The organism is Pseudomonas sp. LS1212, from assembly GCF_024741815.1.
Taxonomy (GTDB): Bacteria; Pseudomonadota; Gammaproteobacteria; order Pseudomonadales; family Pseudomonadaceae; genus Aquipseudomonas.
In genome coordinates this window covers 5,225,624-5,251,582 of record NZ_CP102951.1, presented here as the reverse complement: position 1 = coordinate 5,251,582, position 25,959 = coordinate 5,225,624, and the positions used below count along the sequence as shown (strand labels likewise).

Here is a 25,959-nt window from a genome sequence, read left to right as displayed (position 1 = left end):
TATTGTAGGCAGGCTGGTGGTTCTTGTCTGTGACCGTTACGGCTGTTCTGGAGACTCAGAACAGCTTCAATGGTTCTTCGTTGAGGGCCGCCAGTTGTTCGCGCAACGCCAGCACCTGGTCGCCCCAATAGCGTTCGGTACCGAACCAGGTGAAGCTGCGCGGGAATGCCGGGTCATCCCAGCGGCGTGCCAGCCAGGCGCTGTAGTGCATCAGGCGCAGCGCGCGCAAGGGTTCGATCAGGGCCAGTTCGCGCGGGTTGAAATCATGGAACTCGCTGTAGCCATCCATCAGTTCGGACAACTGGCTGAGGCATTCCTGGCGATCACCGGCAAGCATCATCCACAGGTCCTGTACCGCAGGCCCCATGCGACAGTCGTCCAGGTCGACGATATGGAACACGTCGTCACGACACATCATGTTGCCGGGGTGGCAATCGCCGTGCATGCGGATGTTCTGGTGCGGGGTGGCTTTGTAAATTTCTTCGACGCGCTTGAGCAAGTCGCGCGCCACCGATTCATAGGCCGGCAGCAGGCTGCGCGGTACGAAGTCGCCTTCGAGCAAGGTGTTCAGCGAATCGTGGCCGAAGTTCTGTACGCCCAGGGCTTCGCGGTGTGCGAAAGGCCGGGTCGAGCCTACCGCATGCAGGCGGCCGAGCAATTGTCCAAGACGATAAAGCTGATCCAGGTTGCCAGGTTCCGGGGCACGACCGCCACGTCTTGGAAACAGGGTGAAGCGAAAGCCTTCGTGTTCAAACAGGGTGGCGTCGTTGTGGATCAGGGGGGCGACCACCGGCACCTCGCACTCGGCCAGTTCGGCGGTGAAGGCGTGCTCTTCGAGGATGGCTTCGTTGGTCCAGCGACCGGGCCGATAGAACTTGGCGATCAGTGGCTCGGCGTCTTCGATGCCGACCTGATAGACGCGGTTCTCGTAGCTGTTGAGGGCCATTACCCGGGCATCGCTGAGAAAGCCGATGCTTTCGACGGCATCGAGAACCAGATCGGGGGTCAGTGTTTCAAAAGGGTGGGACATGCTCACTCCTGCGCGCGGCAGGCTGCCGCGTCCGGCTACCCATGGTAGCGCAGATGGCTGCGGTATAGGAGTTGCTGCGTTTGTACCCTGTAGCCGCTGCCGAAGGCTGTCGCAGTGGCGCACCAGCTCGCGTGCGAAGCAGGCGCAGGATCTCGAGATCGCCGGGGAGCCCCTGCGGGGCTCCAGCGCAGCCTGGCGGCAGCGGCTACAGGTTACGTGGTGAGCCGGGGATTGTTTAGCTACCGATGACCCCACCATCCTCCCGGCTGATCGCAATCACCGACGAACGCGGCTTGCCGTTTGGCAAGTGCTCGGGAAAGGTCGAACCGCCGCTCTCGCCGGGATGCTGAATGCCCACGAACACAGTGCGTTGATCCGGCGCGAAGCTGATGCCGGTGACTTCGCAACCCACGGGGCCGACCATGAAACGGCGGATCTCGCCGGTCGCAGGGTCTGCGCAGAGCATCTGGTTGTTGCCCATGCCGGCGAAGTCACCGGTGTTGCTGGCGTCGCCGTCGGTCTGTATCCAGAGCCGGCCGTCCTTGTCGAAGCCCAGGCCATCGGGACTGTTGAACATGTTTTGCGGGGTGATGTTGGCCGAGCCACCCTTCGGCTTGCCGGGGTGCACGCCAGGGTTGCCGGCGATCAGGAACAGGTCCCAGCCAAAGGTCATGGCCGCATGATCGTCGCCACTCTCGCGCCAGCGCAGGATCTGCCCATAGAGGTTTTTCTCGCGAGGGTTGGGGCCGCCCACCGGTTGGCCGTCTTCACCGCGTTTGACGTTGTTGGTAAGGGTGCAATAAACCTGTCCGTCCTTGGGGCTGACCACGATCCATTCGGGGCGGTCCATGCGCGTAGCGTGCATGACGCTGGCGGCCAGCCGGGCATTGATCAGCACCTGGGCCTGGCTGGCAAAGCCGTTGCCGGCGTCGAGCCCGTGTTTGCCGTGGGTCAGTTCCAGCCACTGGCCCTGCCCCTTTGGCTGGCCGGGGTGGCCGTCGCCGGCATCGAAGCGCGCCACGTATAACGTGCCATGGTCGAGTAGATCGCGGTTGGCCTTGGGATTGGAGTGGTCGATGCGGTCGCGGCTGATGAACTTGTAGATGAATTCTCCGCGTTCATCATCGCCCATGTACACCACGGCCCGGCCGTCGCGGGTTTCGGCCAGCGCGGCGTTTTCATGTTTGAAGCGACCCAGGGCGGTACGCTTGACGGGCCTGGATTGCGGGTCGAACGGATCGATCTCCACCACCCAGCCATGGCGGTTCAGTTCGTTCGGATTGCTGGCCAGGTCGAAGCGCGGATCATGGTGATGCCAGCCGATTTCCTTGCTGGCGACCGAGGCGCCATAGCGCGTCTGTGCGGCATCGAAAACCTGTGCCGGGTTGCTGCTGCCAAAACAATCGGTGAAGTTTTCTTCGCACGTCAGGTAAGTACCCCACGGGGTCATGCCGTTGGCGCAGTTCTGGAAAGTGCCCAGAACCTGGGTGCCGCTCTTGTCGGCGCTGGTCTTGAGCAAGTCATCGCCGGCCGCCGGCCCGCTGACCCGGATTGGGGTATTGCCATGAATCCTGCGGTTGTAGCGCGAGCCCTGGACGAACTGCCATTGACCGTTGTTGCGCCGCACCTCGATGACCGAGACGCCCTCGCTGGCCTGGGCCTTGTGGACCTCTTCGGCGGACGTCGGCTGGCCGCCGTGGGCAAACAGATAGCGATAGTTGGTGTATTCGTTGTTGATGGCCATGAGTGCCCGGTTGTTGTCGCCGGGGAAGGGGAACAGACTCATGCCGTCATTGTTGTCGCCGAATTGTTGCTCATGGGCTTTGGCGCTGCCATTGCCGCTGGGGTCGAAGGCCGGACCGTCCTGATGCAGCGGTTGGCCCCAGCTGATCAGCACCGAAGCCTTATAGCCGGGCGGCAGGCTGATGGTGTCGCCGGTGGCGGCGGCAATCCCCTGGAAACCCAGCAACTGGCTGGACACCTCGCCGGTGCTGGCTGCCAGCACGCTGCGACTGAGCAGGCTGCCGCCCATGAACATGGCCGCGCCGCAGAGGGCGCCTGCACTGATAAAGCTTCGGCGGCTGAGGCCGACCATCTGTTCGAGGTCGGTGGGTTGGTTGTTTTCTAGTAGGTTCATGCCAGGCTCCCTGCGGTTTTGGCAGTCACCTTAGTCGGCAAGTGTGACGGTTAGATGGCAGTTCTTGTGTTGTCTGTTATGGCCTTATCGCTGGCAAGCCAGCTCCTACAGAGTCTTGCGCAAACTCTGTAGGAACTGGCTTGCCAGCGATAGGGCCATCAGCTACTAAACAGGAATCCCGAGCAACACGTAGGACGGAGCAAACTGCACCTTCACCTCATCGCCCACCTGCAACCGCCGCGAGCTCACCGCGCACAATGTCTGCCCATTGGCCAGGCCAATACGTACCTCACTGGGCCCTTCGTCGTCATCGAGAATCTCCTCCACCCGCCCACTCAAACAGTTGTTGCCGGGGCTGGCGGCATCATCGGCCGCGAGCAACTCCAACCAGCCGGCCTTGATCAGCGCGACCACCTGGGTACCGATTTCGAGCTCCAGCCGCAAGGTGCTCTGATGAGTAATCTGCGCCTCGATGGCCAACCCCTGCGCCAGCTCCAGCCTGACCTGATCATTGCGGCCGTGGGGGGTGATTGCGCTGATCCGGCCATGCAGTTGATTGCGGGCGCTGGTTCGCAGCATCAAGCGACCGAGCAGATCCAGGTCGCCGGCTTCTTCGGTGGCTTCGAGTATTTGCGTCTGCAATGCCTGCAGACGCTGATACAGCCTCAGCACCCGCTCACCTTCGGCCGAAAGCCTGGCGCCACCGCCGCCACGGCCCCCGACGCTGCGCTCGACCAGCGGTTTATTCGACAGGTTGTTCAGTTCCTCAATGGCATCCCAGGCAGCCTTGTAGCTCAGGCCTGCACTTTTTGCGGCGCGGGTGATCGAGCCTTGTTCGGCGATGTGCTGCAGCAGCGCAATGCGCTGCGGGCGGCGGACGATGTGTTGAGTCAGGAGGGCAGGCAGGGACATGGGCTGACGCAGGATCCAGAAGTGTCTGCCTTGAAAAGTGCCCGCCTGCCTCGGTCAAGTCAAGCGCTGCCGGGTTTGGGCGTACGGGCCAGGCAGTAGACATCGACCCGCCTGGCACCGGCCTCCATCAACAGGCGCGCCAGGGCATGGGCCGTGGCGCCCGTGGTCAGCACATCGTCGACGAGCGCCAGGTGTTGTCCCTTCACCTGCGCGTCGTCCGCCAGGGCGAAGGCATTGCGCAGGTTACGCTTGCGTGACCTGGCGTCCAGCTCCTGTTGCGCGAGGGTCTCGCGGGGGCGCAGCAACAGACGCTCGTCACAAGGAAGCTTCAGGCTCGCGCTCAACCAGTTCGCCAGCATGGCCGCCTGGTTGAAGCCGCGTTGGCGCAGTCGCTTGCTGGCCATGGGCACCGGCAGCAGTCGTTGGGGGCGTGGCAACCCCTCATCGAATCGATGTTCAAGCCAGTGGCCAAGCAACTCGGCCAGCAGCCTGCCGATCGGCCAGCGGCTGTTGTGCTTGAACCTTGTGATCAGCGCATCGATGGGGAAGCCGTAATGCCAGGGAACCTCAACCAATTCAAAGGCCGGAGGACGCTTGCTGCATTGCCCGCAGGTCAGTCCCGGCAGGGGCAAGGGCAGGGCGCAGACCTGACAACGGTCATGCAGCCAGGGCAGCTCGGCTTCGCATGGCACGCAGAGCGGGTAAGGGTTGTCGGTGTGTTCATCGCACAATAAACATCCTTGGTTATTTTTTGTACAGATGTAAACCAGCTTGTTGAGTGGTGGTTGACAGCGCATGGCTCTTCCTTAAATATGCCGCATATCCGTGTTGCGCTTGTGGGCTTTCCTGCCCCTGGCGCCAGTCCAAGCATAAGTAAGGAATCGCCCATGAGCGCCAGCACAACTGCAAATCTGCGTCACGACTGGACCCTCGCCGAGGTCAAAGCCCTCTTTGTCCAGCCCTTCAACGATTTGCTGTTTCAGGCGCAGACCGTGCACCGCGCGCATTTCGACGCCAACCGCGTACAGGTTTCGACTTTGCTGTCGATCAAGACCGGTGCCTGCCCGGAAGATTGCAAATATTGTCCGCAGTCCGGTCACTACAACACCGGCCTGGAAAAAGAAAAGTTGATGGAAGTGCAGAAGGTCCTCGAAGAGGCTGCCCGCGCCAAGGCCATCGGTTCGACCCGCTTCTGCATGGGGGCGGCCTGGAAACACCCGTCGGCCAAGGACATGCCTTACGTGCTGGAGATGGTCAAGGGCGTCAAGGCCATGGGCCTTGAGACCTGCATGACCCTCGGCCGCCTCGACCTGGACCAGACCGTCGCCCTGGCCGAAGCAGGCCTGGATTACTACAACCACAACCTCGACACCTCGCCCGAGTTCTACGGCAGCATCATCACCACTCGCACCTACGGCGAGCGCCTGCAGACCCTGGCCTATGTACGCGACGCCGGCATGAAAATCTGCTCGGGTGGCATCCTTGGCATGGGCGAGTCGCTGGACGACCGCGCAGGCCTGCTGATCCAGTTGGCCAACTTGCCGGAGCACCCGGAGTCGGTGCCGATCAACATGCTGGTCAAGGTCGCCGGTACGCCGCTGGAAAACGCCGATGATGTCGATCCGTTCGACTTCATCCGCATGCTCGCGGTGGCGCGTATCCTCATGCCCAAATCCCACGTACGGCTGTCCGCCGGCCGCGAGGCCATGAACGAGCAGATGCAGGCGCTGGCCTTCTTCGCGGGTGCCAACTCGATTTTCTACGGCGATAAACTGCTGACCACCGCCAACCCGCAGGCCGACAAGGACATGCAATTGTTCTCGCGCCTGGGCATCCTGCCCGAAGCCCGCGAAGAGCACGCCGATGAAGTGCATCAGGCGGCGATCGAACAGGCGCTGGTCGAACAGAAAAGCAGCGAGATGTTCTATAACGCCGCTTCTGCCTGAGGCGCCCATGACCTTCAATCTCCGCGCGCGCCTGGACGAACGTCGTGCCGCCGCGCTGTACCGTCAGCGGCCGTTGCTCGAGAGCCCGCAGGGGCCTGAAGTGGTGGTCGACGGTCAGCCGCTGCTGGCGTTCTGCAGCAACGATTACCTGGGCCTGGCCAATCATCCCGAGGTCATCAAGGCCTGGCGTGCCGGCGCCGAGCGCTGGGGCGTGGGCGGTGGGGCTTCGCACCTGGTGATCGGCCATAGCGGCCCGCACCATGCGCTGGAAGAAGCGCTGGCCGAGTTCACTGGTCGCCCGCGAGCCTTGCTGTTTTCCACCGGCTACATGGCCAACCTGGGCGCCGTGACGGCGCTGGTGGGGCAGGGTGATACGGTGCTCGAAGACCGTCTCAACCATGCCTCTCTGCTCGATGCCGGCCTGCTCAGCGGGGCGCGCTTCAGCCGTTACCTGCACAATGACGCCGAGAGTCTCGCCAGCCGTCTGGAAAAAGCCTGCGGCAATACCCTGGTGGTGACCGACGGGGTATTCAGCATGGACGGCGACCTGGCTAATCTTCCGGCACTGGCCCGGGTTGCTCGCGCCAGGGGCGCCTGGCTGATGGTCGATGACGCGCATGGTTTCGGTCCGTTGGGTGCTAACGGCGGCGGGATCGTCGAGCACTTCGGGCTGAGCCAGGACGACGTGCCGGTACTGGTCGGTACGTTGGGCAAGGGCTTCGGTACGGCCGGTGCCTTCGTGGCCGGCAGCGACGACTTGATCGATAGCATGATCCAGTTCGCCCGCCCCTATATCTACACCACCAGCCAGCCGCCGGCATTGGCCTGCGCAACGCTGAAAAGCCTCGAATTGCTGCGCAGCGAACATTGGCGGCGCGAGCATCTGGCGAATTTGATCCGCCAGTTCCGGGCAGGTGCCGAGCAGATCGGCCTCGAGCTGATGGACAGCTTCACACCGATCCAGCCGATCATGATCGGTGAGAGTGAGCGCGCCCTGCGCCTGTCGCAGATGCTCCGCGAGCGGGGCCTGCTGGTCACCGCCATTCGCCCGCCAACAGTTCCGGCGGGCAGTGCCCGGCTGCGGGTAACCCTCTCGGCGGCCCACAGCGAGACGCAAGTGCAGCTATTGTTGGATGCGCTTGCCGAGTGTTACCCGCTGCTGGAGCCAGGCGATGCGTGATCGACTGATCCTGCTGCCGGGCTGGGGCCTGGGCATCTCCCCGCTGGAACCGTTGGCCGCTGCGCTGCAGGGGCTGGATGAGCATCTACGGGTCGAGATCGAGCCCTTGCCGGAGCTTGCCTGCGACGACCTTGAGGATTGGCTCGATGAATTGGACGCAACGATGCCCGATGATGCCTGGCTTGGCGGTTGGTCGCTGGGTGGGATGCTGGCCAGCGAACTGGCGGCCCGTCGGGGCGATCGCTGTTGCGGCGTGGTTACAATGGCGAGCAATCCCTGCTTTGTCGCGCGTGCCGATTGGCCTCATGCCATGGCCAGCGAAACCTTCGATGCGTTTTTGAAAGGTTGCCAGAGCGAGCCGCACACGACCCTCAAGCGCTTCGCCCTGCTGTGCGCGCAAGGTGCCCAGGACCCCCGCGGGCTGGCGCGCCTGCTCAACGCCGGCGCACCGCATACACCTTGCGCCAGCCTGCAACACGGTTTGGCCTTGTTGGCAAAAATGGATACCCGCCATGCATTGCAGGCCTTTGCCGGCCCGCAGCTGCACCTGTTTGCAGGCGCCGACGGCCTGGTCCCTGCCGAGGTAGCCGGCGAGCTTCTGACGCTGCTGCCGGATGTCGAAGTCGGCCTGATCGAGCAGGCCTCCCACGCGTTTCTTCTGGAGGCTCCCCATGAATTGGCTGCGGCCATCCAGGCCTTCTTGCATGAGTCCGGTGATGACTGATCTTTCCCAGCCGGGCCTGCCCGGCAGCTTGCCCGACAAGCGCCAGGTGGCGGCGTCCTTTTCCCGCGCCGCTACCAGCTACGACAGCGTCGCCGAATTGCAACGGGCAGTCGGTACGGAGCTGCTTGCTCGTCTGCCGCAGAGCCTGCAGCCGCAGCGCTGGCTTGACCTGGGCAGTGGCACCGGTTACTTCAGTCGCGTATTGGCCAACCGGTACCCGCACAGTGAGGGTATTGCGCTGGACATCGCCGAAGGCATGCTCCAGCACGCTCGCCCCCAGGGTGGGGCGGATTACTTCATTGCCGGCGATGCCGAGCGCCTGCCATTGCAGGGGCAGAGCTGCCAGTTGCTGTTCTCAAGCCTGGCCGTACAGTGGTGTGCCGACTTTGCAGCCGTGCTCAGGGAAGGGCATCGAGTCTTGCAGCCGGGCGGCGTGATGGCGTTTGCCAGTCTCTGCGTCGGCACGCTGCATGAGCTGCGCGAGAGTTGGCAGGCCGTCGACGGCATGGTGCATGTCAATCGCTTCCGGCGCCTGGAGGATTATCAGCGGCTTTGTGAACACAGTGGTTTGCAGGTGCTCAGCCTCGAATCCCGGCCGCATGTTCTGTACTACCCTGACTTGCGTGGGTTGACCCATGAACTCAAGGCGCTTGGCGCGCACAACCTCAATCCGGGAAGGCCCGGCGGGTTGACCGGCAGAGCGCGTATGATCGGCCTGAGGCAGGCCTATGAAGGCTTTCGGCAGCCACAGGGGTTGCCGGCGACCTACCAGGTGGTCTATGCCGTATTGCACAAGCCGCTGGAACAAGGAGGCTGAAATGAGCGCTGCCTACTTCATCGCAGGCACTGACACTGATGTCGGCAAGACGACGATTGCAGCAGGCCTGCTGCATGCCGCGAAGCTGAACGGTCTTGCGACCCTCGGAGCCAAGCCTGTGGCATCCGGTTGCGAGGTCACCCCCAAGGGCCTGCGCAATGCCGATGCCCTGGCACTGATGGCCGAAAGCTCGATAAAGCTGAAGTACGAAGAGGTCAATCCGTTCGCCTTCGAGCCGGCGATAGCGCCGCATCTGGCCGCACGCGAGGCCGGCGTGGTACTGGACGTGCAGTCCTTGCTCGGGCCGATGCGCGATATCTTGGCCAGGGACGCGGATTTCACGCTGATCGAAGGGGCCGGTGGCTGGCGTGTGCCCTTGTCCGACCAGGCAAACCTGTCCGACTTGGCCATGGCCCTGCAACTGCCGGTCATTCTGGTGGTAGGCGTGCGCCTGGGTTGTATCAATCATGCCTTGCTGACCGCCGAAGCCATTGCCCAGGACGGCCTGCAACTGGCCGGTTGGGTCGCAAACATCATCGACGCGCGGACTTCGCGCCTGGAAGAGAACCTCGCCACCCTGGCCGAACGCCTGCCCGCACCTTGTCTGGGGCGAGTGCCAAAACTCAAGCTGGTATCGCCCGAGGCGGTGGCTGCTCACCTGGAGCTGGATCTCCTGGAGCTGAATCTGGTTGGCTAGATTCGGTTGACTCTATCCTTCGGGGGGGCGCCGCTCTCGGCGCTCATCCTGCCTGCCTTCGACTAATCTTCAAGTATTCATCAAATCGTTGCCGTCCCGCTGCGAGCCTTTGCCTGCGCGCTTTTCAGACTTGCGCCAGATGAGTTGCGCGAACGGCGCTTGACAAGGTTTCGGCGTAAACGTATGTTTCAAACAACTGTTTGATCGGATGCCAGCCAGTGCTGCCCGGTCTCTCGCGGTCACTCCATCCAGGATTCATCAGCAGAGGTTTATCGCTATGCCTGAATACAAGGCCCCCTTGCGTGATATTCGTTTCGTACGTGACGAGATGCTCGGCTACGAAGCGCACTATCAGAGCCTGCCGGCTTGCCAGGACGCAACGAAGGATATGGTTGATGCCATTCTTGAAGAAGGCGCCAAGTTTTGTGAACAGGTCCTGGCTCCGCTGAACCGCGTGGGTGACCTGGAAGGTTGCACCTGGAGCGAGTCGGGCGTGAAAACCCCTACCGGCTTCAAGGAAGCCTACAATCAATTCGTCGAAGGCGGCTGGCCAAGCCTGGCCCACAATGCCGAACACGGCGGCCAAGGCCTGCCGGAATCCCTGGGCCTGGCGATCAGCGAAATGGTCGGCGAGTCGAACTGGTCCTGGGGCATGTACCCTGGCCTGTCCCACGGCGCGATGAACACCATCTCCGAGCACGGCACCCATGAGCAGCAAGCGACTTATCTGACCAAGCTGGTTTCGGGTGAGTGGACCGGCACCATGTGCCTGACCGAGCCGCACTGCGGTACTGACCTGGGCATGCTGCGCACCAAGGCCGAACCGCAAGCCGACGGCTCCTACAAAGTAACCGGCACCAAGATCTTCATCTCGGCCGGCGAACACGACATGGCCGGCAACATCGTCCATATCGTTCTGGCACGCCTGCCCGACGCGCCTGCCGGCACCAAAGGCATTTCGTTGTTTATCGTTCCGAAGTTCCTGCCCAATGCCGATGGCACTGTCGGTGAGCGCAACGGCGTAAGCTGCGGGTCCCTGGAACACAAGATGGGTATCCACGGTAACGCGACTTGCGTGATGAACTTCGACGCGGCCACTGGTTTCCTGATCGGCCCGGCGAACAAAGGCCTGAACTGCATGTTCACCTTCATGAACACTGCACGCCTGGGCACTGCGCTGCAAGGCCTGGCCCACGCCGAAGTCGCCTTCCAGGGCGGCTTGAAATACGCTCGAGATCGTCTGCAAATGCGTTCCCTGACTGGCCCGAAAGCGCCGGAAAAGGCTGCTGACCCGATCATCGTGCACCCTGACGTGCGCCGCATGTTGCTGACCATGAAAGCGTTCGCCGAAGGCAACCGCGCCATGGTCTACTTCACTGCCAAGCAAGTCGACATCGTCAAGTACAGCCAGGATGAAGCGGCCAGGAAACAGGCCGATGCCCTGTTGGCATTCCTGACTCCGATCGCCAAGGCGTTCATGACTGAGGTTGGCTTCGAGTCGGCTAACCACGGTGTGCAAATCTACGGCGGCCACGGCTTCATCGCCGAGTGGGGCATGGAGCAGAACGTTCGTGACAGCCGCATTTCCATGCTGTACGAAGGCACCACCGGTATCCAGGCGCTGGACCTGCTCGGCCGTAAAGTGCTGATGACCCAAGGCGAGGCTCTGAAAGGCTTCACCAGGATCGTCCACAAGTTCTGCCAGAACAACGAAGGCAACGAAGCGGTCAAAGAGTTCGTCGAACCGCTGGCTGCGCTGAACAAAGAGTGGGGCGAGCTGACCATGAAGGTTGGTATGGCCGCCATGAAAGATCGCGAAGAAGTCGGTGCAGCTTCCGTGGATTACCTGATGTACTCTGGTTATGCCTGCCTGGCTTACTTCTGGGCCGACATGGCGCGCCTGGCTGCCGAGAAACTGGCTGCCGGAACGACCGAGGAAGCGTTCTACACCGCTAAACTGCAGACCGCGCGCTTCTACTTCCAGCGCATCCTGCCGCGTACGCGCACTCACGTTGCAACCATGCTGTCGGGCGCCAATAACCTGATGGACATGAACGAAGAGCACTTCGGCCTGGCTTACTGAGTCACGGGCTGAACCTCAAGCCGTCTGCCCTCACGGGCAGGCGGCTTTTTGTTTTGTGGACACCAGCAAACCATGTAGCCGCTGCCGCAGGCTGCGCTCGACCGCAAAGCGGGCGCAAGATCTCAAGGTCGCTGGGAGGTCCTGCCGGACCTCAGCGCAGCCTGCGGCAGCGGCTACATGAGTGTGCGATCGGCTTTCTGCGTAAATCTTCATGAACAGGGGCTAACAAACCGTAATCTGCTGCCGATAAGATGAAGGCACAATGCCATCTATTGGTTTCCGGGACTTTGCCCTTGCCGCGCTTATCAGCTGTGCGTTTCAGTCATTTCCTGCCGTCGTTACTCTTGTTGTTCGCGGGGCTTGCGGCTGCCTACGTGAAAGACCTCAATGTCTTCTTCACTTCCCTGTTCAATGTCCTGCCAACCCTGGTCCTGCTGCTCGGCGGTGCCTACTGCGTCGTGTACCGACGTCAGCGCGAATTGTTTCTGATGGTCACCGTCTACATTGCCTATTACCTGCTCGATACCCAGACCGACTATTACCGGGACTATGGCAAGGTACGTGACGACGCGGCGGTAGTGTTTCACCTGTGCTGTCTGTTGCTGCCGCTGATGTTCGGCCTGTTCGCGGTGTGGCAGGAACGCACTCACCTGTTCCAGGATATGGTCGCGCGCTTTGCCGTGCTGGTGGCGGTCGGCGGCGTCGTGCTGGGGCTGGAGCAGAGTTTCTCGCAGTCCTTGCTCGGCTGGCTGGCAGTGATCCGCTGGCCTGCCTTGCATGGGCAATGGATGAGTTTGATACAACTGGCCTATCCCGTATTTCTGGCCGCTTTTGTCCTGCTGGTGGTGCAATACCTGCGGAATCCTCGCCCTTTGCACGCTGCGCAAGTGATCGGGTTGATCGGGCTTTTCTGGATGTTGCCCAGGACGTTCACCTTGCCGTTCACGCTGAACATCATGTGCAGCCAGGTGATGTTGATGATCGCCGCTGCGGTATCCCACGAGGCATACCAGATGGCGTTTCGTGACGAGCTGACGGGCTTGCCGGGACGCCGTGCGCTGAACGAGCGCATGCAGCGGTTGGGGCGCAACTATGTGTTGGCGATGACCGACGTCGATCATTTCAAGAAATTCAATGATACCCATGGTCACGATGTCGGCGATCAGGTGCTGCGGCTGGTGGCCAGCAAGCTGTCGAAGGTCACCGGGGGCGGGCGGGCCTACCGTTACGGTGGCGAGGAGTTTGCGTTGGTGTTCGCCGCCAGGACGCTGGAGGAATGCCTGCCACACCTGGAGGCCATCCGCGAGGCCATCGCCACTTACAACATCCAGCTGCGCAATCAGGAAAGTCGCCCTCACGATGATCAGCAAGGGCGCCAGCGCCGGGGTGCGGCGGGTGCTGGCAGCGTGTCGGTAACTATAAGTATCGGCGTTGCCGAGCGCCTGGCTGAGCACCGTTCGCCTGAACAAGTGCTCAAATCGGCGGATCAGGCGCTCTATAGTGCCAAGGGTGCAGGGCGTAATTGTGTAATGCCTTTCGGGCAGAATCGTCGTGGTGCCGTACGTGCGCCGGCTGCCCATTGAGCGTCAGAATGATGTGACTAATTTTTGATGAGTGGTCACTAAGCGACCCTATGTCTCTCGCGTGTTCTTGAGTTAAGCTGGGCCTTTGTTAATTGGTCCTGCTTGGACCTTGTCCTGTGAGAGGTTGCCATGGCTGACTACAAAGCGCCCCTGCGCGATATGCGCTTCGTCCTCAATGAAGTTTTCGAGGTTGCCAACCTCTGGGCGCAACTGCCCGGGCTGGCAGACACGGTCGATGTCGATACCGTTGATGCCATTCTCGAAGAGGCGGGCAAGGTCACCAGCAAAAGCATTGCTCCGCTGAGCCGCAGCGGCGATGAAGAGGGTTGCCGTTGGGACGCAGGTGTCGTCACCACCCCAGCAGGTTTTCCCGAGGCCTACCAGACCTACGCCGAAGGTGGCTGGGTCGGTGTTGGCGGTGATCAGGTGTACGGCGGCATGGGTATGCCAAAGGTCGTTTCGGCGCAAGTCGAAGAAATGGTCAACTCCTCAAGCCTGGCCTTCGGCCTGTATCCGATGCTGACGGCCGGTGCCTGCCTGTCGATCAACGCCCACGCCAGCGACGAGTTGAAGGCGGCTTACCTGCCGAACATGTATGCCGGCGTCTGGGCCGGGTCCATGTGCCTGACCGAACCGCACGCCGGTACGGACCTGGGCATCATCCGCACTCGCGCCGAACCGCAGGCCGATGGCTCCTGTAAAGTCAGCGGCACCAAGATCTTCATCACCGGTGGCGAGCACGACCTGACCGAAAACATCATCCACCTGGTGCTGGCCAAGCTGCCCGACGCACCGGCCGGGCCGAAAGGCATTTCGCTGTTCCTGGTGCCGAAGTTCCTGGTCAATGCCGACGGCAGCCTGGGTGAGCGCAACCCGGCCAACTGCGGTTCGATCGAACACAAGATGGGCATCCTGGCGTCGTCCACCTGCGTGATGAACTTCGATGAGGCGGTCGGCTATCTGGTCGGCGAACCGAACAAGGGCCTGGCGGCCATGTTCACCATGATGAACTACGAGCGCCTGGGTGTCGGCATCCAGGGCCTGGCGTGCGGCGAGCGTTCCTACCAGAACGCCATCGAGTACGCCCGCGATCGCCTGCAAAGCCGTTCGCCGACCGGCCCGCAAGCCAAGGACAAGGTCGCCGACCCGATCATCGTGCACCCGGATGTGCGCCGCATGTTGCTGACCATGAAAGCCTGCAACGAAGGCAGTCGTGCGTTTTCGACCTACGTGGCCATGCAGCTCGATACGGCCAAGTTCAGCGAAGACCCGGCCGCGCGCAAACGCGCCGAGGAGCTGGTGGCGCTGCTGACGCCGGTGGCCAAGGCCTTCCTCACCGACCTGGGCCTGGAAGCCACCGTGCACGGTCAGCAGGTGTTCGGTGGCCATGGCTATATTCGCGAGTGGGGTCAGGAGCAACTGGTGCGTGACGTGCGCATCACCCAGATCTACGAGGGCACCAACGGCATTCAGGCGCTGGACCTGATCGGGCGCAAGGTGGTGGGCACCGGTGGTGCGTTCTACCAGTTGTTCGCCGACGAAATCCGCCACTTCACGGCCACCGCCGACGCCAGCCTCGCCGAGTTCGTCAAACCGTTGAACGCGGCCCTGGACAACCTTGATGAGTTGACCGCCTGGGTACTGGATCGCGCCAAAACCAACCCACATGAAATTGGCGCCGCTTCGGTGGAATACCTGCAGGTATTCGGTTACACAGCCTATGCCTACATGTGGGTGTTGATGGCCAAGGCGGCCATGGGCAAGGAAGGCCAGGACGATTTCTACGCCAGCAAGATCGGCACCGCTCGCTTCTATTTCGCCCGTCTGCTGCCGCGTATCCACTCGCTCACGGCGTCGGTCAAGGCCGGTAGCGAGTCGCTGTACCTGCTCGACGCCGAGCAGTTCTGAGGCTGAGTGCGTCATGTAAGCATTTACTTACATGGCGTGATGCTTTTCCGCCCCTATCGCAAGATTGGATCCACAGCTAATCTACTTCACATGGACGTAGCGCAGGAAGCGCAGAGCAAGAACACGGACACGCAGGATTGCCGCCAGGATGGCGAGCAGATAAGGATGTCAGGGAAACAGTCTGCAAAGCCCCGCTTCGGCGGGGTTTTTCTTTTGCGCGCGTTTTTTGTGGCAAGCCTCAGCTCAACACGTCCAATGGCGAAACGCTTGCGTGACGGGGCTCGATCACATCCTCCAACAAATTGCGCAGCAGCTCCACCGAGCCTGGCGGCAGCGGCTTGGCGAACGGCGCCATATCTCGGGTTGGCGCTGTGAGGCGTTATCCCTCAAGCACCTTTCGATAGAACTGCCATTCGTGTTCGAGCGCATGGGCAAGGTTGGCTGCCTTGCGAAAGCCATGGCGCTCTTCGGGGTAGAAATACCCTTGCGCGGGAAGACCATTGGCTTGCAGAGCCGTCAGCATGGAGCGGGTTTGTTCCGGCACGACCACGGCGTCCAGCTCGCCCTGGAAGAAAATCACCGGCACCCGGATGTTCGCTGCATGCAGCAAGGGCGTGCGGGCACGATAGCGTTCGGCATCGCGCTCGGGGTCGCCGATCAGCCAGTCCAGGTAGTCGCCTTCGAATTTGTGGGTCGACCGGGTCAGGGCAAGCGGATCGCTGACACCATACAAGCTGGCGCCGGCGCGGAAGACGTTCTCGAAGGCCAATGCGCAAAGGGTCGTGTAGCCGCCGGCGCTGCCGCCGCGAATAAAGGCTTGATTCGGGTCGATCCAGCCTTGTCCGGCCAGGTGCGCCACCACCGCGCAGGCGTCTTGCACATCCACTACGCCCCAACGCAGGTGCAGCGCCTGCCGGTAGGCTCGGCCATAGCCGCTGCTGCCACGGTAATTGAGGTCGGCGACGGCGAAGCCGCGCTGGGTCCAGTACTGGATGCGCGGGTCGAAGACCGGGTAGCAGGCTGATGTCGGCCCACCGTGGATGAAAACCACCAGCGGCGATTTGCCCTGGCCATTCATGGCCGGGTAGAAGAACCCATGGGCGTGACCGTCGCCACTGGGATAATGCAGGGATTGCGGACGGCTGATGTGTTCGGCGGGCAGGGGCAACTCACCCCCTGCCAGCACCTGGACTTGATGGTCCTTGCGCTTGATCGCGATGATCGCCGCCGGGCTGACCGCGGAAGCGGCAATGGCATAGAGGTGGTCGTCGTCCAGGCCCAGGCTACGGAAGCGGCTGTAGTTTGCGCTGAAATCTTCCAGCGAGCCGCCGCTGTGCCTGATGCCCAGTCGGCTGAAGCCATTCTCGAACCAGGTCGCAAGATAGGTGTGTTCGTCCAAAGGCAGCCAGGTGCTGGCACCCAGTTGCCAAGGGGCTGCGGCATGGTCGGCCGCGGCGGCTGGCAGTGCTGCCCAGCCGGTCGGCGTTTCGCCCCAGGGCTGCCAGAAGCCGTTACGGTCCGACAGGCAGTACAGGTTGCCCTGCTCATCGAAGCGCGGTTGTTGCAGCGATTCTTCGGTGATGCCTTTGCCCGCAACGCAGCGCGGTTCGCCCCATTGGCCATCGTCCCGGCGTTTCGCGCAGAGCAGGCGGGTGGCCGTCCAGGGTTGATCGGGCCGGCTCCATTCGATCCAGGCCAGTCGTGAGCCATCCCGGCTGAGAGTGGGTGCGGCGTAGAAGTCGGCGCCCTCGGCCAACACTTCCCGCCGGCCATCGGCCAGTTTCACGCCAACCAGCCGGTGTTCGACCCGGTCCTGGCCATGGGTTTCCTCGACCGCCAGGATCTGGTCGGCGGCATGGCGCAAGTCGCCATAGCGTCGGCTGCCTCGGGTCAGCGCCTGCGGCGGGCTTCCATCGAGCGCCTGAGTGTACAACTGCTGATCGGCCTCGTTGACGAAAACCAGCCCCGAGTCGCTCAGGCAAAATGAGCCCCCGCCGTATTCATAGACCCGGCTCCGCGCGCTGAAGCCATCAGGGGTCAGGCAGCGGGCCTCGCCGTTTTGCCATCGCCAGAGGCGGCACGCGGCATCCTGGGGGCGGAATTCATTCCAGAACAGCCCGCCATGGCCGACCTGCAATTCGGCGAAGTCGGTGCCGGCGGCAACTGCCTGGGCAGCGCTGAATCGTTCAGCTTTTGGCGATGAGGCGTGAGTTCCGTTCATTTCGAAAGGCCAGTTGTTCGATGGTTTGGGTTGCATGCTCGGCGTCTTCGCGGGCCTGCAAAATGATCCCGTGGTCCGCTGATTTGCTGCACACCGGGTCGGCATTGCTGGCATCGCCGGTCAACATGAAGGCCTGACAGCGGCAACCGCCGAAGTCCTTCTCTTTTTCGTCGCAGGAACGGCAGGGCTCGGGCATCCAGTCATAACCACGATAGCGGTTGAAACCGAAGGAGTCGTACCAGATGTGTTGCATGCTGTGATCGCGCACATTGGGAAATTGCACCGGCATCTGTCGGGCACCATGGCAGGGCAGGGCAGTGCCGTCCGGCGTCACGGTCAGAAAGATGCTGCCCCAGCCGTTCATGCAGGCTTTGGGGCGTTCTTCGTAGTAGTCCGGGGTAACGAAAATCAGCTTGCAGGGATTGCCTTCGGCTTCCAGTTTGGCGCGGTATTCATTGGTGATGCGTTCGGCGCGCACCAGTTGGTCGCGGGTGGGCAGCAGGCCGACCCGGTTCAGTTGTGCCCAGCCGTAGAACTGGCAGGTGGCAAGTTCGACAAAGTCGGCTTCCAGGGCAATACACAGCTCGATGATGCGGTCGATCTTGTCGATGTTGTGCCGGTGGGTGACGAAATTCAGCACCATGGGGTAACCGTGCGCCTTGACCGCCCGGGCCATTTCCAGTTTTTGCGCGAAAGCCTTTTTCGAGCCGGCCAGCAGGTTGTTGACCTGTTCGTCGCTGGCCTGGAAGCTGATCTGGATGTGGTCCAGCCCGGCTTGCTTGAAGTCGCTGATTTTTTGCTCGGTCAGGCCGATGCCGGACGTGATCAGGTTGGTGTAGTAGCCCAGCCGGCGAGCCTCGGCGATCAATTCGACGAGGTCCTGGCGCACCAGCGGCTCGCCGCCGGAGAAGCCCAGTTGCGCCGCCCCCATCTCGCGCGCTTCGCGAAAGACCTTTATCCACTGCTCAGTGCTCAGCTCCTGACCCTGCTGGGCAAAATCCAGCGGATTGGAGCAGTACGGGCACTGCAGCGGGCAGCGATACGTCAGCTCGGCGAGCAGCCACAGCGGCAGGCCGACCTCGGGCCTGGGCGGCAGCTGTGCGGTGGTTGAATCAGGCAAGTTCGATCCAGTGCTGCGCACGGGCGACCTCCATGAATTGCTCGATGTCGTCACCGAGCTCGGGCACGCCGGGGAATTGCTTGCCCAGCTCTGCAATGATCGCCGCGACGTTGCGTGAGCCATCGATCAGGCCACCGATGGCACTGGCACTTTCATTGAGCTTGATCATGCCTTCGGGGTAGAGCAGCACATGGCCTTTTTGCGCCGGTTCGTACTGGAAGCGGTAGCCTTGCCGCCAGTGCGGTGTCAGTTGACGATCGAAACTCATAGGGCGATCCCCTTATGCCAGACCCGCTCGCTGGTTACGCTGTGATAGGGCGGGCGGTTCAGTTCATAGGCCATGCTCATGGCATCGAGCATGCTCCAAAGAATGTCCAGTTTGAACTGGAGAATTTCCAGCATGCGCTGCTGGCCTTCCAGCGTTGTGTAGTGCTGCAGGGTAATCGCCAGGCCGTGCTCGACATCACGCCGTGCCTGACCCAGGCGCGTGCGGAAGTACTCGTAGCCGGCGGGGTCGATCCAAGGGTAATGCTGCGGCCAGCTGTCCAGTCGCGACTGGTGGATCTGCGGCGCAAACAGCTCGGTCAGCGAGCTGCTGGCGGCCTCTTGCCAACTGGCGCGACGGGCGAAGTTGACGTAGGCATCCACCGCAAAACGTACACCGGGCAGCACCAGCTCCTGGGAGCGTAGCTGGTCGGGGTCCAGTCCGACGGCCTGGCCCAGGCGCAGCCAGGCTTCGATACCGCCGTCTTCGCCTGGGGCGCCATCGTGATCGAGCAGGCGCTGAATCCACTCGCGGCGGATTTCCCGGTCCGGGCAATTGGCCAGGATCGCAGCGTCCTTGAGGGGAATGTTCACCTGATAGTAGAAGCGATTGGCGACCCAGCCCTGGATCTGCTCGCGGGTAGCCCGGCCTTCGTACATCGCCACATGGTAGGGATGGTAGATATGGTAATACGCACCCTTGGCGCGCAAGGCCTGTTCGAATTCTGCGGGGGACAGCGGTTTGGCGTCGCTCATGTCGGCTCCTACAACTCGATGCTCATGCCGTCGAAGGCCACTTCGACGCCGCGGCGGTCCAACTCGGCGCGCTCCGGGGAGTCTTCGTCGAGGATCGGATTGGTGTTGTTGATATGGATGAGCACCTTGCGTGGTTTGGCCAACCCATCCAGCACTTCGAGCATGCCGCCCGCGCCGTTCTGGGCCAGGTGTCCCATTTCGCGGCCGGTGCGGGTGCCGACGCCACGGCGCTGCATTTCGTCATCGTCCCACAGGGTGCCATCGACCAGCAGGCAATCGGCCTCGGCCATTTTTTCGAGCAGGGCATCGTCCACTTTGCCCAGGCCAGGGGCATAGAACAGCTTGCCGCTGGTTTGCAGGTCTTCGACGACCAGTCCGAGGTTGTCGCCCGGGTGCGGGTCGAAACGGTGCGGCGAGTAGGGCGGTGCGGCGCTGCGCAGCGGGAAAGGGGTGAAGCGCAGGTTCGGGCAGGCCGGAATCACAAAGCTGCCTTCGAGCTCGATGCGGTTCCAGTTCAGCCCGCCGTTCCAGTGGCTGAGCATGGTGAACAGGGGGAAGCCGGTGCTCAGGTCCTGATGGACCATGTCCGTACACCAGACCTGGTGCGGGCAGCCTTCGCGCAGGCTGAGCAACCCGGTGGTATGGTCGATCTGGCTGTCCAGCAGGATGATGGCATCGATGCCGGTATCGCGCAGGGCCCGTGCCGGTTGCATCGGGGCGAAACCTTGCAGCTGGGCGCGAATGTCTGGCGAGGCATTGCACAGCACCCAGTGCACGCCGTCATCGGACAAGGCGATCGAGGACTGGGTTCGCGCCTGGGCGCGCAGGCTACCGTCACGAAAGCCCTTGCAGTTGACGCAGTTGCAGTTCCACTGCGGAAATCCACCACCGGCGGCGGAACCTAGAATCTGGATGTACATGGCAACTCCATCGTGCGGCGCCTGAAAATAAAAACGCCCCGGCTGAGCGGGGCGTTGTACGACGGCAAGAAAACTCAGCGACTTGCGAAGTACATCGTCACTTCAAAGCCTATACGCAGATCAGTGTATGCAGGTTTGGTCCACATGGGAGTACTCCTTTGGGGTTGCTCAAGGGGGTGAAAACTACACATTTAGTACATCTGTGAGCGAAGATGTTCAAGTGAGCATGTCGTTATGTTACTAAGTTTACGACATTTGATAGACCGGGATCTGCAAGAAAGCTCATTGCAGTCCCGGTAATGATCGTTTTGCAACGTGCCAGCGGTCGTCCGGCTGGGTGCCGTTGGCCAGGGCCAGCCAGCCATGATGCGCCTGCTCCAGTTGCTGCGCCGCTTGCTGCAGTGCGTCGGACCCTACAGCAAGGATTGCCTGTTGCAGTTGCGCCAGGCTGCCCGACGAATGGGCCAACTGCGACTGCCAGGCCCATTCGGCAATCTCGGCATTGGCCATGGCGGGCTCGTCGAACTGCGCTGCCAGGGTCTGACGTTGCGCATCCAGGGTAGCCGGGGCCAGTTCGGCCAGGTGTCGCGGGAGTTCGCCCATGAAGGTGCGGATGTGCTCGACGATCTCCTTGTGCGTGGCGTGTGGCGACTGCACGCCGAACAGTAAGCCTGCCTGGCCGTGCACCTGACGAAAACCGCTGAAGACCGCATAACCCAGCTGCAGCTCGACCCGCAGACGCTGGTAAAACGGGCCCTGGCAGAGGTGTGCCAACAGACGCCAGATGGCCTGTTCGGCAAGATTGCGCCCGGGTGCCGGGCAGAACAGCAGCAGAGCTTGCTCGGTGGCATTGAGGGGCAACTGGCTCCAGCGTCGTTGTGCAAGTGCCGGGCAAGGATCAGCAGTGCCAGGGCGACCGGGCAGGTGGGTGAGGGCCGCTTGCAAGCGAGCGCGATTGAGCGCCGAAAAACCGGTCGCCAGCCCCTGCCACTGCGCGCCGGCCCACAACTGGCTCAAGTCCTCGAGCGCCTGAGCGGGGTCAGGGCATTCGGCCACCGCTTCATATTGGCCGAGCCAGTGTTCCGGCAACTCCTTGAGCAACTGCCGGATGGGCAGTAACGGCGCTTCCCGGGCTGGCTGGGCATAGGCCTGCCAGTGTTCGGCTGGCGGCGCAATCAAACACCCGATGGCCTGTTCGATAATTGCCGCGATTGGCTCTTGAATGCCGATGCACTTGAGTTGCCAGAACCCTGCGCACCTGCTGAAGCTCAGTTCAACGCCGGCCTGGCGAGCGCGATCTGTCAGGTTGCGCAAGCTCTGCTCGAGTACTTGCCACAGGCTGTTGCGAACGGATGAGCGCAGCTGCCAGCGCAGGTACACCGCGCCGGTATCGCGCATGGCAGGCAGCGCCGTACTGAACACCATGGCAGCAGGGCATGACCTGGTTGCCGGTGTGGCCGGCGCGGGTCGTAGAAAAGGGTTGGGTGCGGGTAATTGCCAGGCGCTGTCAGGGGCCACTTTCGATGGCGATTGCGGCGATAGACACAGCTTGGGCACCAGGCACTCCAGTAGCCGGTGTAGCGCCGCAACAGCAGGCGCGGGGAAGGCGTGCCCGGTTTCGCTGCCAAAGTGTTCGCTGTCGTGGCGCGCCAGTTCCAGGGCGCTGCCGACGGCCATGCGCCGTTGTTGCAGCAGGGCATATTCAGTCAACAAGCCTTGCCAGTTGGCCTGTCGGAAAAAATCCAGCCAGTCGAAGAACAAACCGCTGACCGCCTCAGGGGCGTCGGCACCCGCTGCGCTGAGCTGGAATTCGACGTGCAGCAACGCTTGCCCGGCAAAGTGGTAGAGCGGCTTGAAACGCAATTGCTCCAGCCAGCCGCCGGCGCGCAGCGCTGCGAGCAAACCGCCGGGCTGGGGATCGCTCAGCCAAGTGCCGAGAAACTCGATCGCAGCCAGCGCAGGGGCAGGCAGCGCCTCGCAGGCGAACAGCAAGTCGAGTTGACGATCCTGCTGCATCGGGCAGTTCGCGGACGGCTCTCCAAGCAATTTGGGCGGCGCTGCCCGGGCCACTTGCCGGCCTTTGGCCAGTTGCAGGCCGAAGGCTTTTGCCAGGGTTTTCAGCTCGGCGATGGGCTGCGGCCCGGTGATGCTCAAGGTCATCTGCCCGGCCTGGTAGAAGCGCTCGTAGAACCCTCGCAGGGCCCGCTGAAAGTGTGCGCTGGGTATCGGCAGGGTATAGCGGTTGCCGGCGTGAAACGCGCGCAAGGGGTGTGCTGCCGACAATCCCTGATACAACCTGAACTGCCGCTGCGCCGTGGCATCGCGCGACCAGGCGATGAACTCGGCATGCAGCACTTCGCGCTCGCGCAGTTGCTCGTCGACCGCCATGCGCGGCGCCGTCAGCATGTCGCACAAGCGCTCAAGGCCACCGGCAAACGCCCCTGTCGGGGCTTCGAAAAAGAAATCGGTGGTGCGCTCGCGGGTCGTGGCGTTGAGCTGTCCGCCATGGCGCTGCACATAGCGCATCAAACCGTCTTCGGCAGGAAAGCGCTCAGTGCCGAGAAAAAACAGATGTTCGAGAAAGTGCGCCAACCCAGGCCAGGCCAGCGGTACATCATGACTGCCCGCAGCGACGCGCAGGGAGGCCGCGCAACGCTTGAGATGCGGGGTGCTGCGCAGGCTGACGCGCAGCCCATTGTTCAGGGTGCAGTGTTCGACAGGATGAGGCGTTGGCGCAGGCATGACGGCTTTCAAGCCCATCTCAATGGGAATCAAGCCGTCATGCTAGCGGATAAAGCCGGTCCAGGCTTCAGACTTTGCTCAGGTCACCGTACAACTCAGGGCGGCGGTTTTGCAGGTAATAGTTATCGGCCCGGGTGTCGACCATCAGCTGGCGGTCGAGGGTCGTGGCTATTCGCTCCTCGTCGAGTTCGGCGAGGGCATGCACGCTACCATCGGGCGCCACGATACTGCTCTGCCCGCAATAGTGAATGAAGTCTTCATTCGAGCAGTAGTTGGCATACGCCACATAGCACTGGTTCTCATAGGCGCGAGCGCGCACGGTTACCTGGGCAATGAAGTCGTAGGGGACCATGTTGGCGGTCGGCACCACAATCAGCTCGGCACCGGCCAGGGCCAGGCGCCGGGCGTTTTCCGGGAACTCCAGGTCGTAGCAGATCAGCATGCCGACTTGCCAGCCGTTCAATTCCACCACCGGAAAATGTCCGGGGCCTGGCACGAACATGGAATGGTCCAGACGACCGAACAGGTGCGTCTTGCGATAGTTGCACCGGCTCTTGCCTTGGGCGTCGATCAACTGCACGGCGTTGTAGATCTGCCCGTCTTCGCTGCGCTCGGGATAGCCATAGACAATAGCCAGCTTGCATTTTTGCGCGATCTCGACCACTTCCATGGCCGAGGGGCCGTCGACGGCCTCGGCCAGCTGTGTCACAGCATCGGTACCAATGTTGTAGCCGGTCAGGAACATCTCCGGGCATACCAGCAATTGGACACCATCGAGCTCCGCCTCATGCGCTTGTGTGCGCAGTCGGTCGAGGTTGCCGCGCACATCCAGCGGTTGAGAGGCACATTGGAACAGGGCAATGCGCATTGCGATTCTCCTGTCAGTCCGCCAGGGCAATGGGGCCGAGCTCATCGAACACATCGCCAGGGCCAGGGTTCTCAGCGTGAGAGTGGCCGCCGAAGTGATTCATGATACCCCACACAGCGTTGAGCGACGTTTGTACTGCGCCTTCGACCCATGCCGGCGTCCATGACACATCGTCGCCGGCGATGAAGATGCCGCGCTGTTCGGCGGGCATGTCCTTTTGCACGAAGTGCGCATACATGCGCTGGTTGTAGCGGTAGTGGCCAGGCAATGCGCCCTTGAAGGCACCGAGGAAGTGCGGGTCGGCTTCCCAGGACACGGTGATCGGGTCGCCGATGATGCGGCTGGCGATGTCCACGTTCGGGTAAATCTTCTTCAGGGCATCGAGGGCCAGCTTGACGCGCTTCTCGACCGGTTGCGGCAGCATTTTCAGCGCATCGCTCATCCACGAGTACGACAGGCAGATCACGCCCGGCTTGTCGTCGCCGTTGTCGAACAGGTAGGTGCCACGGGTCAGGCGATCGGTCAGGGTCATGCTCATCAGGTCGCGACCGGTTTGCGGGTCCTTGTCCTTCCAGAACGGACGGTCGACCATGACGAAAGTTTTCGACGACTGCATGTAGCGGGTGCGGTCCAGGGCCATCCACATCTTCTGCGAGAACAAGGATTCCTCGCACTCGATCTGGGTGGTCAGCAGCCAGCTCTGGCAGGTGGTCAGCACCGCGGCGTAGTGACGGGTGTCGCCCCAATTGTCGGTCACTGCGAACCGGCCGTCTGCAGCGCGGGCGATGCGTTTGACGCCGGCACGCGGTGCACCGTTGTGCAAGGAGGACAGGCTGGTACCTTCGGGCCAGTGCGCGCAACGCTCGGGTACGTGGCGCCAGATGCCCAGCGGCACCTGTTCGACGCCGCCGACGACCAGATGTTGATGGTCGTCGCAGTTGGTCATCACCACTCGGAAGATTTCCAGCATCGAGTTGGGGAAGTCCGAATCCCAGCCGCCAGTGCCGAAACCGACCTGGCCGAACACTTCGCGATGGTGGAAGGAGAGCTTGGCGAAGGCCTTGGAGGTGGCGACGAAATCGTAGAAGGTGCGGTCGTCCCACAGCGGTACCAGGGTGTTCCACAGCTCTTTGAGGCGCGGCACGTCACGGTCGCGGATCGCCTGCTGGATATCTTTGAACTGGGCGCCGTCTTCAAGGGCGTCGGCCCAGGCATCGGCGACTTCCTGGAACAGCTTGGGCAAGTCGGCCAGTTTTTGCGCGTAGTAAGTCTGGCCTTCCAGGTCGATGACGGTACTGCCAGAGGCAACGGTCAGCGGGTTGGGGAACGGCTTGGTTTCCAGGCCCAGTTTGTCTACGTAGTGGTAGAAGGCCGTGGAGGATACTGGGAAGCGCATCCCGCCCAGCTCGGCGATGATGCCTTCGGCGCCGTTGAACGCTTGCGAACGCAGCCGGCCGCCCATCTTCGAGGCCTCGTAGACCACTGGCTTGAGACCCAGCTTCATCAGCTCGTAGGCCGCCACCAGGCCGGCGATACCTGCACCGACAATCGCCACTTCGGCACCATGATTTTCAGCCGGGATTACACCCAAGCCAGCCGGATGCTCGATCCAGTCGTCAAAGGCGAAGGGAAAGTCCGGGCCGAAAATGGTGATAGGTTTCTTGCCGTCTACGGGGTGGCGATTCTTCTTGTTCATGGCTGACCTTGCTGGGCTGAAGCGCGGGGGCTACGCCTGAGTATAGGAAAAGTGTGGTTGCCATTTTAGGGAGGAGGTCGCACGTAAATAAGACGCAGAGTGTCGTCATATCGATGTTTTTTTGTTCGATGTGACGAGGTTTGTTGTCAGAGTGTAGTATTGTTCCGGCCTCATCGCGGGCTTGCCCGCGATCGAGTGCGTAGCGCTCGCCTGCTGCGGTTGCACCAACCGAATCATGCCGGTACCCTTCCAATGTCGCTGCCAATTCAGCGACCGGTTTTGACAGACCGTATCAAATCAAGGCGCACAAGCGTCCGTATCCGATCAGCAGACGCTTTTTTTGTGTCTGCCGTTT

The 25,959-nt window shown here is 62.0% G+C and carries 21 protein-coding genes; 8 read left to right on the top strand and 13 right to left on the bottom strand.

The genetic code is table 11. The features are described 5' to 3' along the window. Positions 1-55: 55 nt before the first annotated feature. The 4 genes from NVV94_RS24610 to NVV94_RS24595 all read right to left on the bottom strand — a co-directional run bounded on the left by NVV94_RS24610 (position 56) and on the right by NVV94_RS24595 (position 4,876). Positions 56-1,030: a serine/threonine protein kinase gene (locus NVV94_RS24610; protein ID WP_258444887.1), complete on the bottom strand. Its 975-nt coding sequence runs from the start codon at positions 1,028-1,030 to the stop codon at positions 56-58. A gap of 235 nt (positions 1,031-1,265) precedes the next feature. Further along, complete coding sequence (locus NVV94_RS24605) at positions 1,266-3,167, bottom strand: PhoX family phosphatase (protein ID WP_258444886.1); 1,902 nt, start codon at positions 3,165-3,167, stop codon at positions 1,266-1,268. A gap of 165 nt (positions 3,168-3,332) precedes the next feature. Further along, complete coding sequence (locus NVV94_RS24600) at positions 3,333-4,079, bottom strand: TOBE domain-containing protein (RefSeq protein ID WP_258444885.1); 747 nt, start codon at positions 4,077-4,079, stop codon at positions 3,333-3,335. A 59-nt stretch (positions 4,080-4,138) separates the two neighbouring features. Continuing rightward, positions 4,139-4,876 (bottom strand): ComF family protein, encoded by a 738-nt coding sequence (locus NVV94_RS24595; protein WP_258444884.1) that lies wholly within the window; start codon positions 4,874-4,876, stop codon positions 4,139-4,141. A 90-nt stretch (positions 4,877-4,966) separates the two neighbouring features. On the opposite strand from NVV94_RS24595, the gene bioB reads away from it, so the two are divergent. From bioB to NVV94_RS24555, 8 genes are all read left to right on the top strand, one after another. Beyond that, positions 4,967-6,025, top strand: a complete 1,059-nt coding sequence (bioB, locus tag NVV94_RS24590) for a biotin synthase BioB (protein ID WP_258444883.1) — start codon at positions 4,967-4,969, stop codon at positions 6,023-6,025. Positions 6,026-6,032: 7 nt separating this feature from the next. After that, a complete protein-coding gene (bioF, locus tag NVV94_RS24585) occupies positions 6,033-7,205 on the top strand; it encodes an 8-amino-7-oxononanoate synthase (protein WP_258444882.1) in 1,173 nt (390 codons plus the stop codon). After that, positions 7,198-7,929 carry an alpha/beta fold hydrolase gene (locus tag NVV94_RS24580; protein WP_258444881.1) on the top strand — a complete coding sequence of 244 codons (732 nt, stop codon included), beginning with the start codon at positions 7,198-7,200 and terminating at the stop codon, positions 7,927-7,929. The genes bioF and NVV94_RS24580 overlap by 8 nt, the downstream gene beginning before the upstream one ends. Then, the gene (gene bioC / locus NVV94_RS24575) at positions 7,922-8,746 is read left to right on the top strand and encodes a malonyl-ACP O-methyltransferase BioC (RefSeq protein ID WP_258444880.1); all 825 of its coding nucleotides are present in this window, start codon (positions 7,922-7,924) and stop codon (positions 8,744-8,746) included. Before NVV94_RS24580 ends, bioC begins: the two co-directional genes overlap by 8 nt. Before the next feature lies 1 nt (position 8,747). After that, complete coding sequence (gene bioD, locus NVV94_RS24570) at positions 8,748-9,443, top strand: dethiobiotin synthase (RefSeq protein ID WP_258444879.1); 696 nt, start codon at positions 8,748-8,750, stop codon at positions 9,441-9,443. Positions 9,444-9,720: 277 nt separating this feature from the next. Next, a complete protein-coding gene (locus NVV94_RS24565; protein ID WP_258444878.1) occupies positions 9,721-11,526 on the top strand; it encodes a phenylacyl-CoA dehydrogenase in 1,806 nt (601 codons plus the stop codon). A 293-nt stretch (positions 11,527-11,819) separates the two neighbouring features. Then, the gene (locus tag NVV94_RS24560) at positions 11,820-13,109 is read left to right on the top strand and encodes a diguanylate cyclase (protein WP_258444877.1); all 1,290 of its coding nucleotides are present in this window, start codon (positions 11,820-11,822) and stop codon (positions 13,107-13,109) included. A gap of 129 nt (positions 13,110-13,238) precedes the next feature. Continuing rightward, positions 13,239-15,017 carry an acyl-CoA dehydrogenase C-terminal domain-containing protein gene (locus tag NVV94_RS24555; RefSeq protein ID WP_258444876.1) on the top strand — a complete coding sequence of 593 codons (1,779 nt, stop codon included), beginning with the start codon at positions 13,239-13,241 and terminating at the stop codon, positions 15,015-15,017. A gap of 379 nt (positions 15,018-15,396) precedes the next feature. Here NVV94_RS24555 and NVV94_RS24550 read toward each other — a convergent pair whose 3' ends face one another. The 9 genes from NVV94_RS24550 to NVV94_RS24510 all read right to left on the bottom strand — a co-directional run bounded on the left by NVV94_RS24550 (position 15,397) and on the right by NVV94_RS24510 (position 25,604). Next, entirely contained in the window at positions 15,397-17,238 is a 1,842-nt protein-coding gene (locus NVV94_RS24550) for a S9 family peptidase (protein ID WP_258447814.1), read from the bottom strand. After that, the gene (pqqE, locus tag NVV94_RS24545; protein WP_258447813.1) at positions 17,204-18,334 is read right to left on the bottom strand and encodes a pyrroloquinoline quinone biosynthesis protein PqqE; all 1,131 of its coding nucleotides are present in this window, start codon (positions 18,332-18,334) and stop codon (positions 17,204-17,206) included. Before pqqE ends, NVV94_RS24550 begins: the two co-directional genes overlap by 35 nt. 16 nt (positions 18,335-18,350) lie before the next feature. Beyond that, positions 18,351-18,626, bottom strand: coding sequence for a pyrroloquinoline quinone biosynthesis peptide chaperone PqqD (gene pqqD, locus NVV94_RS24540; RefSeq protein ID WP_258444875.1), 276 nt, complete (start codon positions 18,624-18,626; stop codon positions 18,351-18,353). Beyond that, positions 18,623-19,378 (bottom strand): pyrroloquinoline-quinone synthase PqqC, encoded by a 756-nt coding sequence (gene pqqC / locus NVV94_RS24535; RefSeq protein ID WP_258444874.1) that lies wholly within the window; start codon positions 19,376-19,378, stop codon positions 18,623-18,625. The genes pqqD and pqqC overlap by 4 nt, the downstream gene beginning before the upstream one ends. A gap of 8 nt (positions 19,379-19,386) precedes the next feature. Continuing rightward, positions 19,387-20,298 (bottom strand): pyrroloquinoline quinone biosynthesis protein PqqB, encoded by a 912-nt coding sequence (pqqB, locus tag NVV94_RS24530; RefSeq protein ID WP_258444873.1) that lies wholly within the window; start codon positions 20,296-20,298, stop codon positions 19,387-19,389. 74 nt (positions 20,299-20,372) lie between these two features. Continuing rightward, the gene (gene pqqA / locus NVV94_RS24525) at positions 20,373-20,444 is read right to left on the bottom strand and encodes a pyrroloquinoline quinone precursor peptide PqqA (RefSeq protein ID WP_008365141.1); all 72 of its coding nucleotides are present in this window, start codon (positions 20,442-20,444) and stop codon (positions 20,373-20,375) included. Positions 20,445-20,580: 136 nt separating this feature from the next. Then, entirely contained in the window at positions 20,581-23,040 is a 2,460-nt protein-coding gene (pqqF, locus tag NVV94_RS24520; protein WP_258447812.1) for a pyrroloquinoline quinone biosynthesis protein PqqF, read from the bottom strand. A gap of 67 nt (positions 23,041-23,107) precedes the next feature. Next, a complete protein-coding gene (locus tag NVV94_RS24515; RefSeq protein WP_258444872.1) occupies positions 23,108-23,908 on the bottom strand; it encodes a carbon-nitrogen hydrolase family protein in 801 nt (266 codons plus the stop codon). A 13-nt stretch (positions 23,909-23,921) separates the two neighbouring features. Next, entirely contained in the window at positions 23,922-25,604 is a 1,683-nt protein-coding gene (locus tag NVV94_RS24510) for an NAD(P)/FAD-dependent oxidoreductase (RefSeq protein ID WP_258444871.1), read from the bottom strand. Between the last annotated feature and the right edge of the window lie 355 nt (positions 25,605-25,959).

What these genes read in the sequence shown, in the direction of transcription:
- NVV94_RS24595 (WP_258444884.1), bottom strand. Translation starts at nt 4,876, where the DNA reads ATGCGCTGTCAACCACCACTCAACAAGCTGGTTTACATCTGTACAAAA.
- NVV94_RS24550 (WP_258447814.1), bottom strand. Translation starts at nt 17,238, where the DNA reads ATGAACGGAACTCACGCCTCATCGCCAAAAGCTGAACGATTCAGCGCT.
- NVV94_RS24600 (WP_258444885.1), bottom strand. Translation starts at nt 4,079, where the DNA reads ATGTCCCTGCCTGCCCTCCTGACTCAACACATCGTCCGCCGCCCGCAG.
- NVV94_RS24515 (WP_258444872.1), bottom strand. Translation starts at nt 23,908, where the DNA reads ATGCGCATTGCCCTGTTCCAATGTGCCTCTCAACCGCTGGATGTGCGC.
- pqqB (WP_258444873.1), bottom strand. Translation starts at nt 20,298, where the DNA reads ATGTACATCCAGATTCTAGGTTCCGCCGCCGGTGGTGGATTTCCGCAG.
- bioC (WP_258444880.1), top strand. Translation starts at nt 7,922, where the DNA reads ATGACTGATCTTTCCCAGCCGGGCCTGCCCGGCAGCTTGCCCGACAAG.
- bioD (WP_258444879.1), top strand. Translation starts at nt 8,748, where the DNA reads ATGAGCGCTGCCTACTTCATCGCAGGCACTGACACTGATGTCGGCAAG.
- pqqF (WP_258447812.1), bottom strand. Translation starts at nt 23,040, where the DNA reads ATGCCTGCGCCAACGCCTCATCCTGTCGAACACTGCACCCTGAACAAT.
- NVV94_RS24565 (WP_258444878.1), top strand. Translation starts at nt 9,721, where the DNA reads ATGCCTGAATACAAGGCCCCCTTGCGTGATATTCGTTTCGTACGTGAC.
- NVV94_RS24555 (WP_258444876.1), top strand. Translation starts at nt 13,239, where the DNA reads ATGGCTGACTACAAAGCGCCCCTGCGCGATATGCGCTTCGTCCTCAAT.
- NVV94_RS24510 (WP_258444871.1), bottom strand. Translation starts at nt 25,604, where the DNA reads ATGAACAAGAAGAATCGCCACCCCGTAGACGGCAAGAAACCTATCACC.
- bioB (WP_258444883.1), top strand. Translation starts at nt 4,967, where the DNA reads ATGAGCGCCAGCACAACTGCAAATCTGCGTCACGACTGGACCCTCGCC.
- pqqC (WP_258444874.1), bottom strand. Translation starts at nt 19,378, where the DNA reads ATGAGCGACGCCAAACCGCTGTCCCCCGCAGAATTCGAACAGGCCTTG.
- NVV94_RS24605 (WP_258444886.1), bottom strand. Translation starts at nt 3,167, where the DNA reads ATGAACCTACTAGAAAACAACCAACCCACCGACCTCGAACAGATGGTC.
- bioF (WP_258444882.1), top strand. Translation starts at nt 6,033, where the DNA reads ATGACCTTCAATCTCCGCGCGCGCCTGGACGAACGTCGTGCCGCCGCG.
- NVV94_RS24580 (WP_258444881.1), top strand. Translation starts at nt 7,198, where the DNA reads ATGCGTGATCGACTGATCCTGCTGCCGGGCTGGGGCCTGGGCATCTCC.
- pqqD (WP_258444875.1), bottom strand. Translation starts at nt 18,626, where the DNA reads ATGAGTTTCGATCGTCAACTGACACCGCACTGGCGGCAAGGCTACCGC.
- NVV94_RS24610 (WP_258444887.1), bottom strand. Translation starts at nt 1,030, where the DNA reads ATGTCCCACCCTTTTGAAACACTGACCCCCGATCTGGTTCTCGATGCC.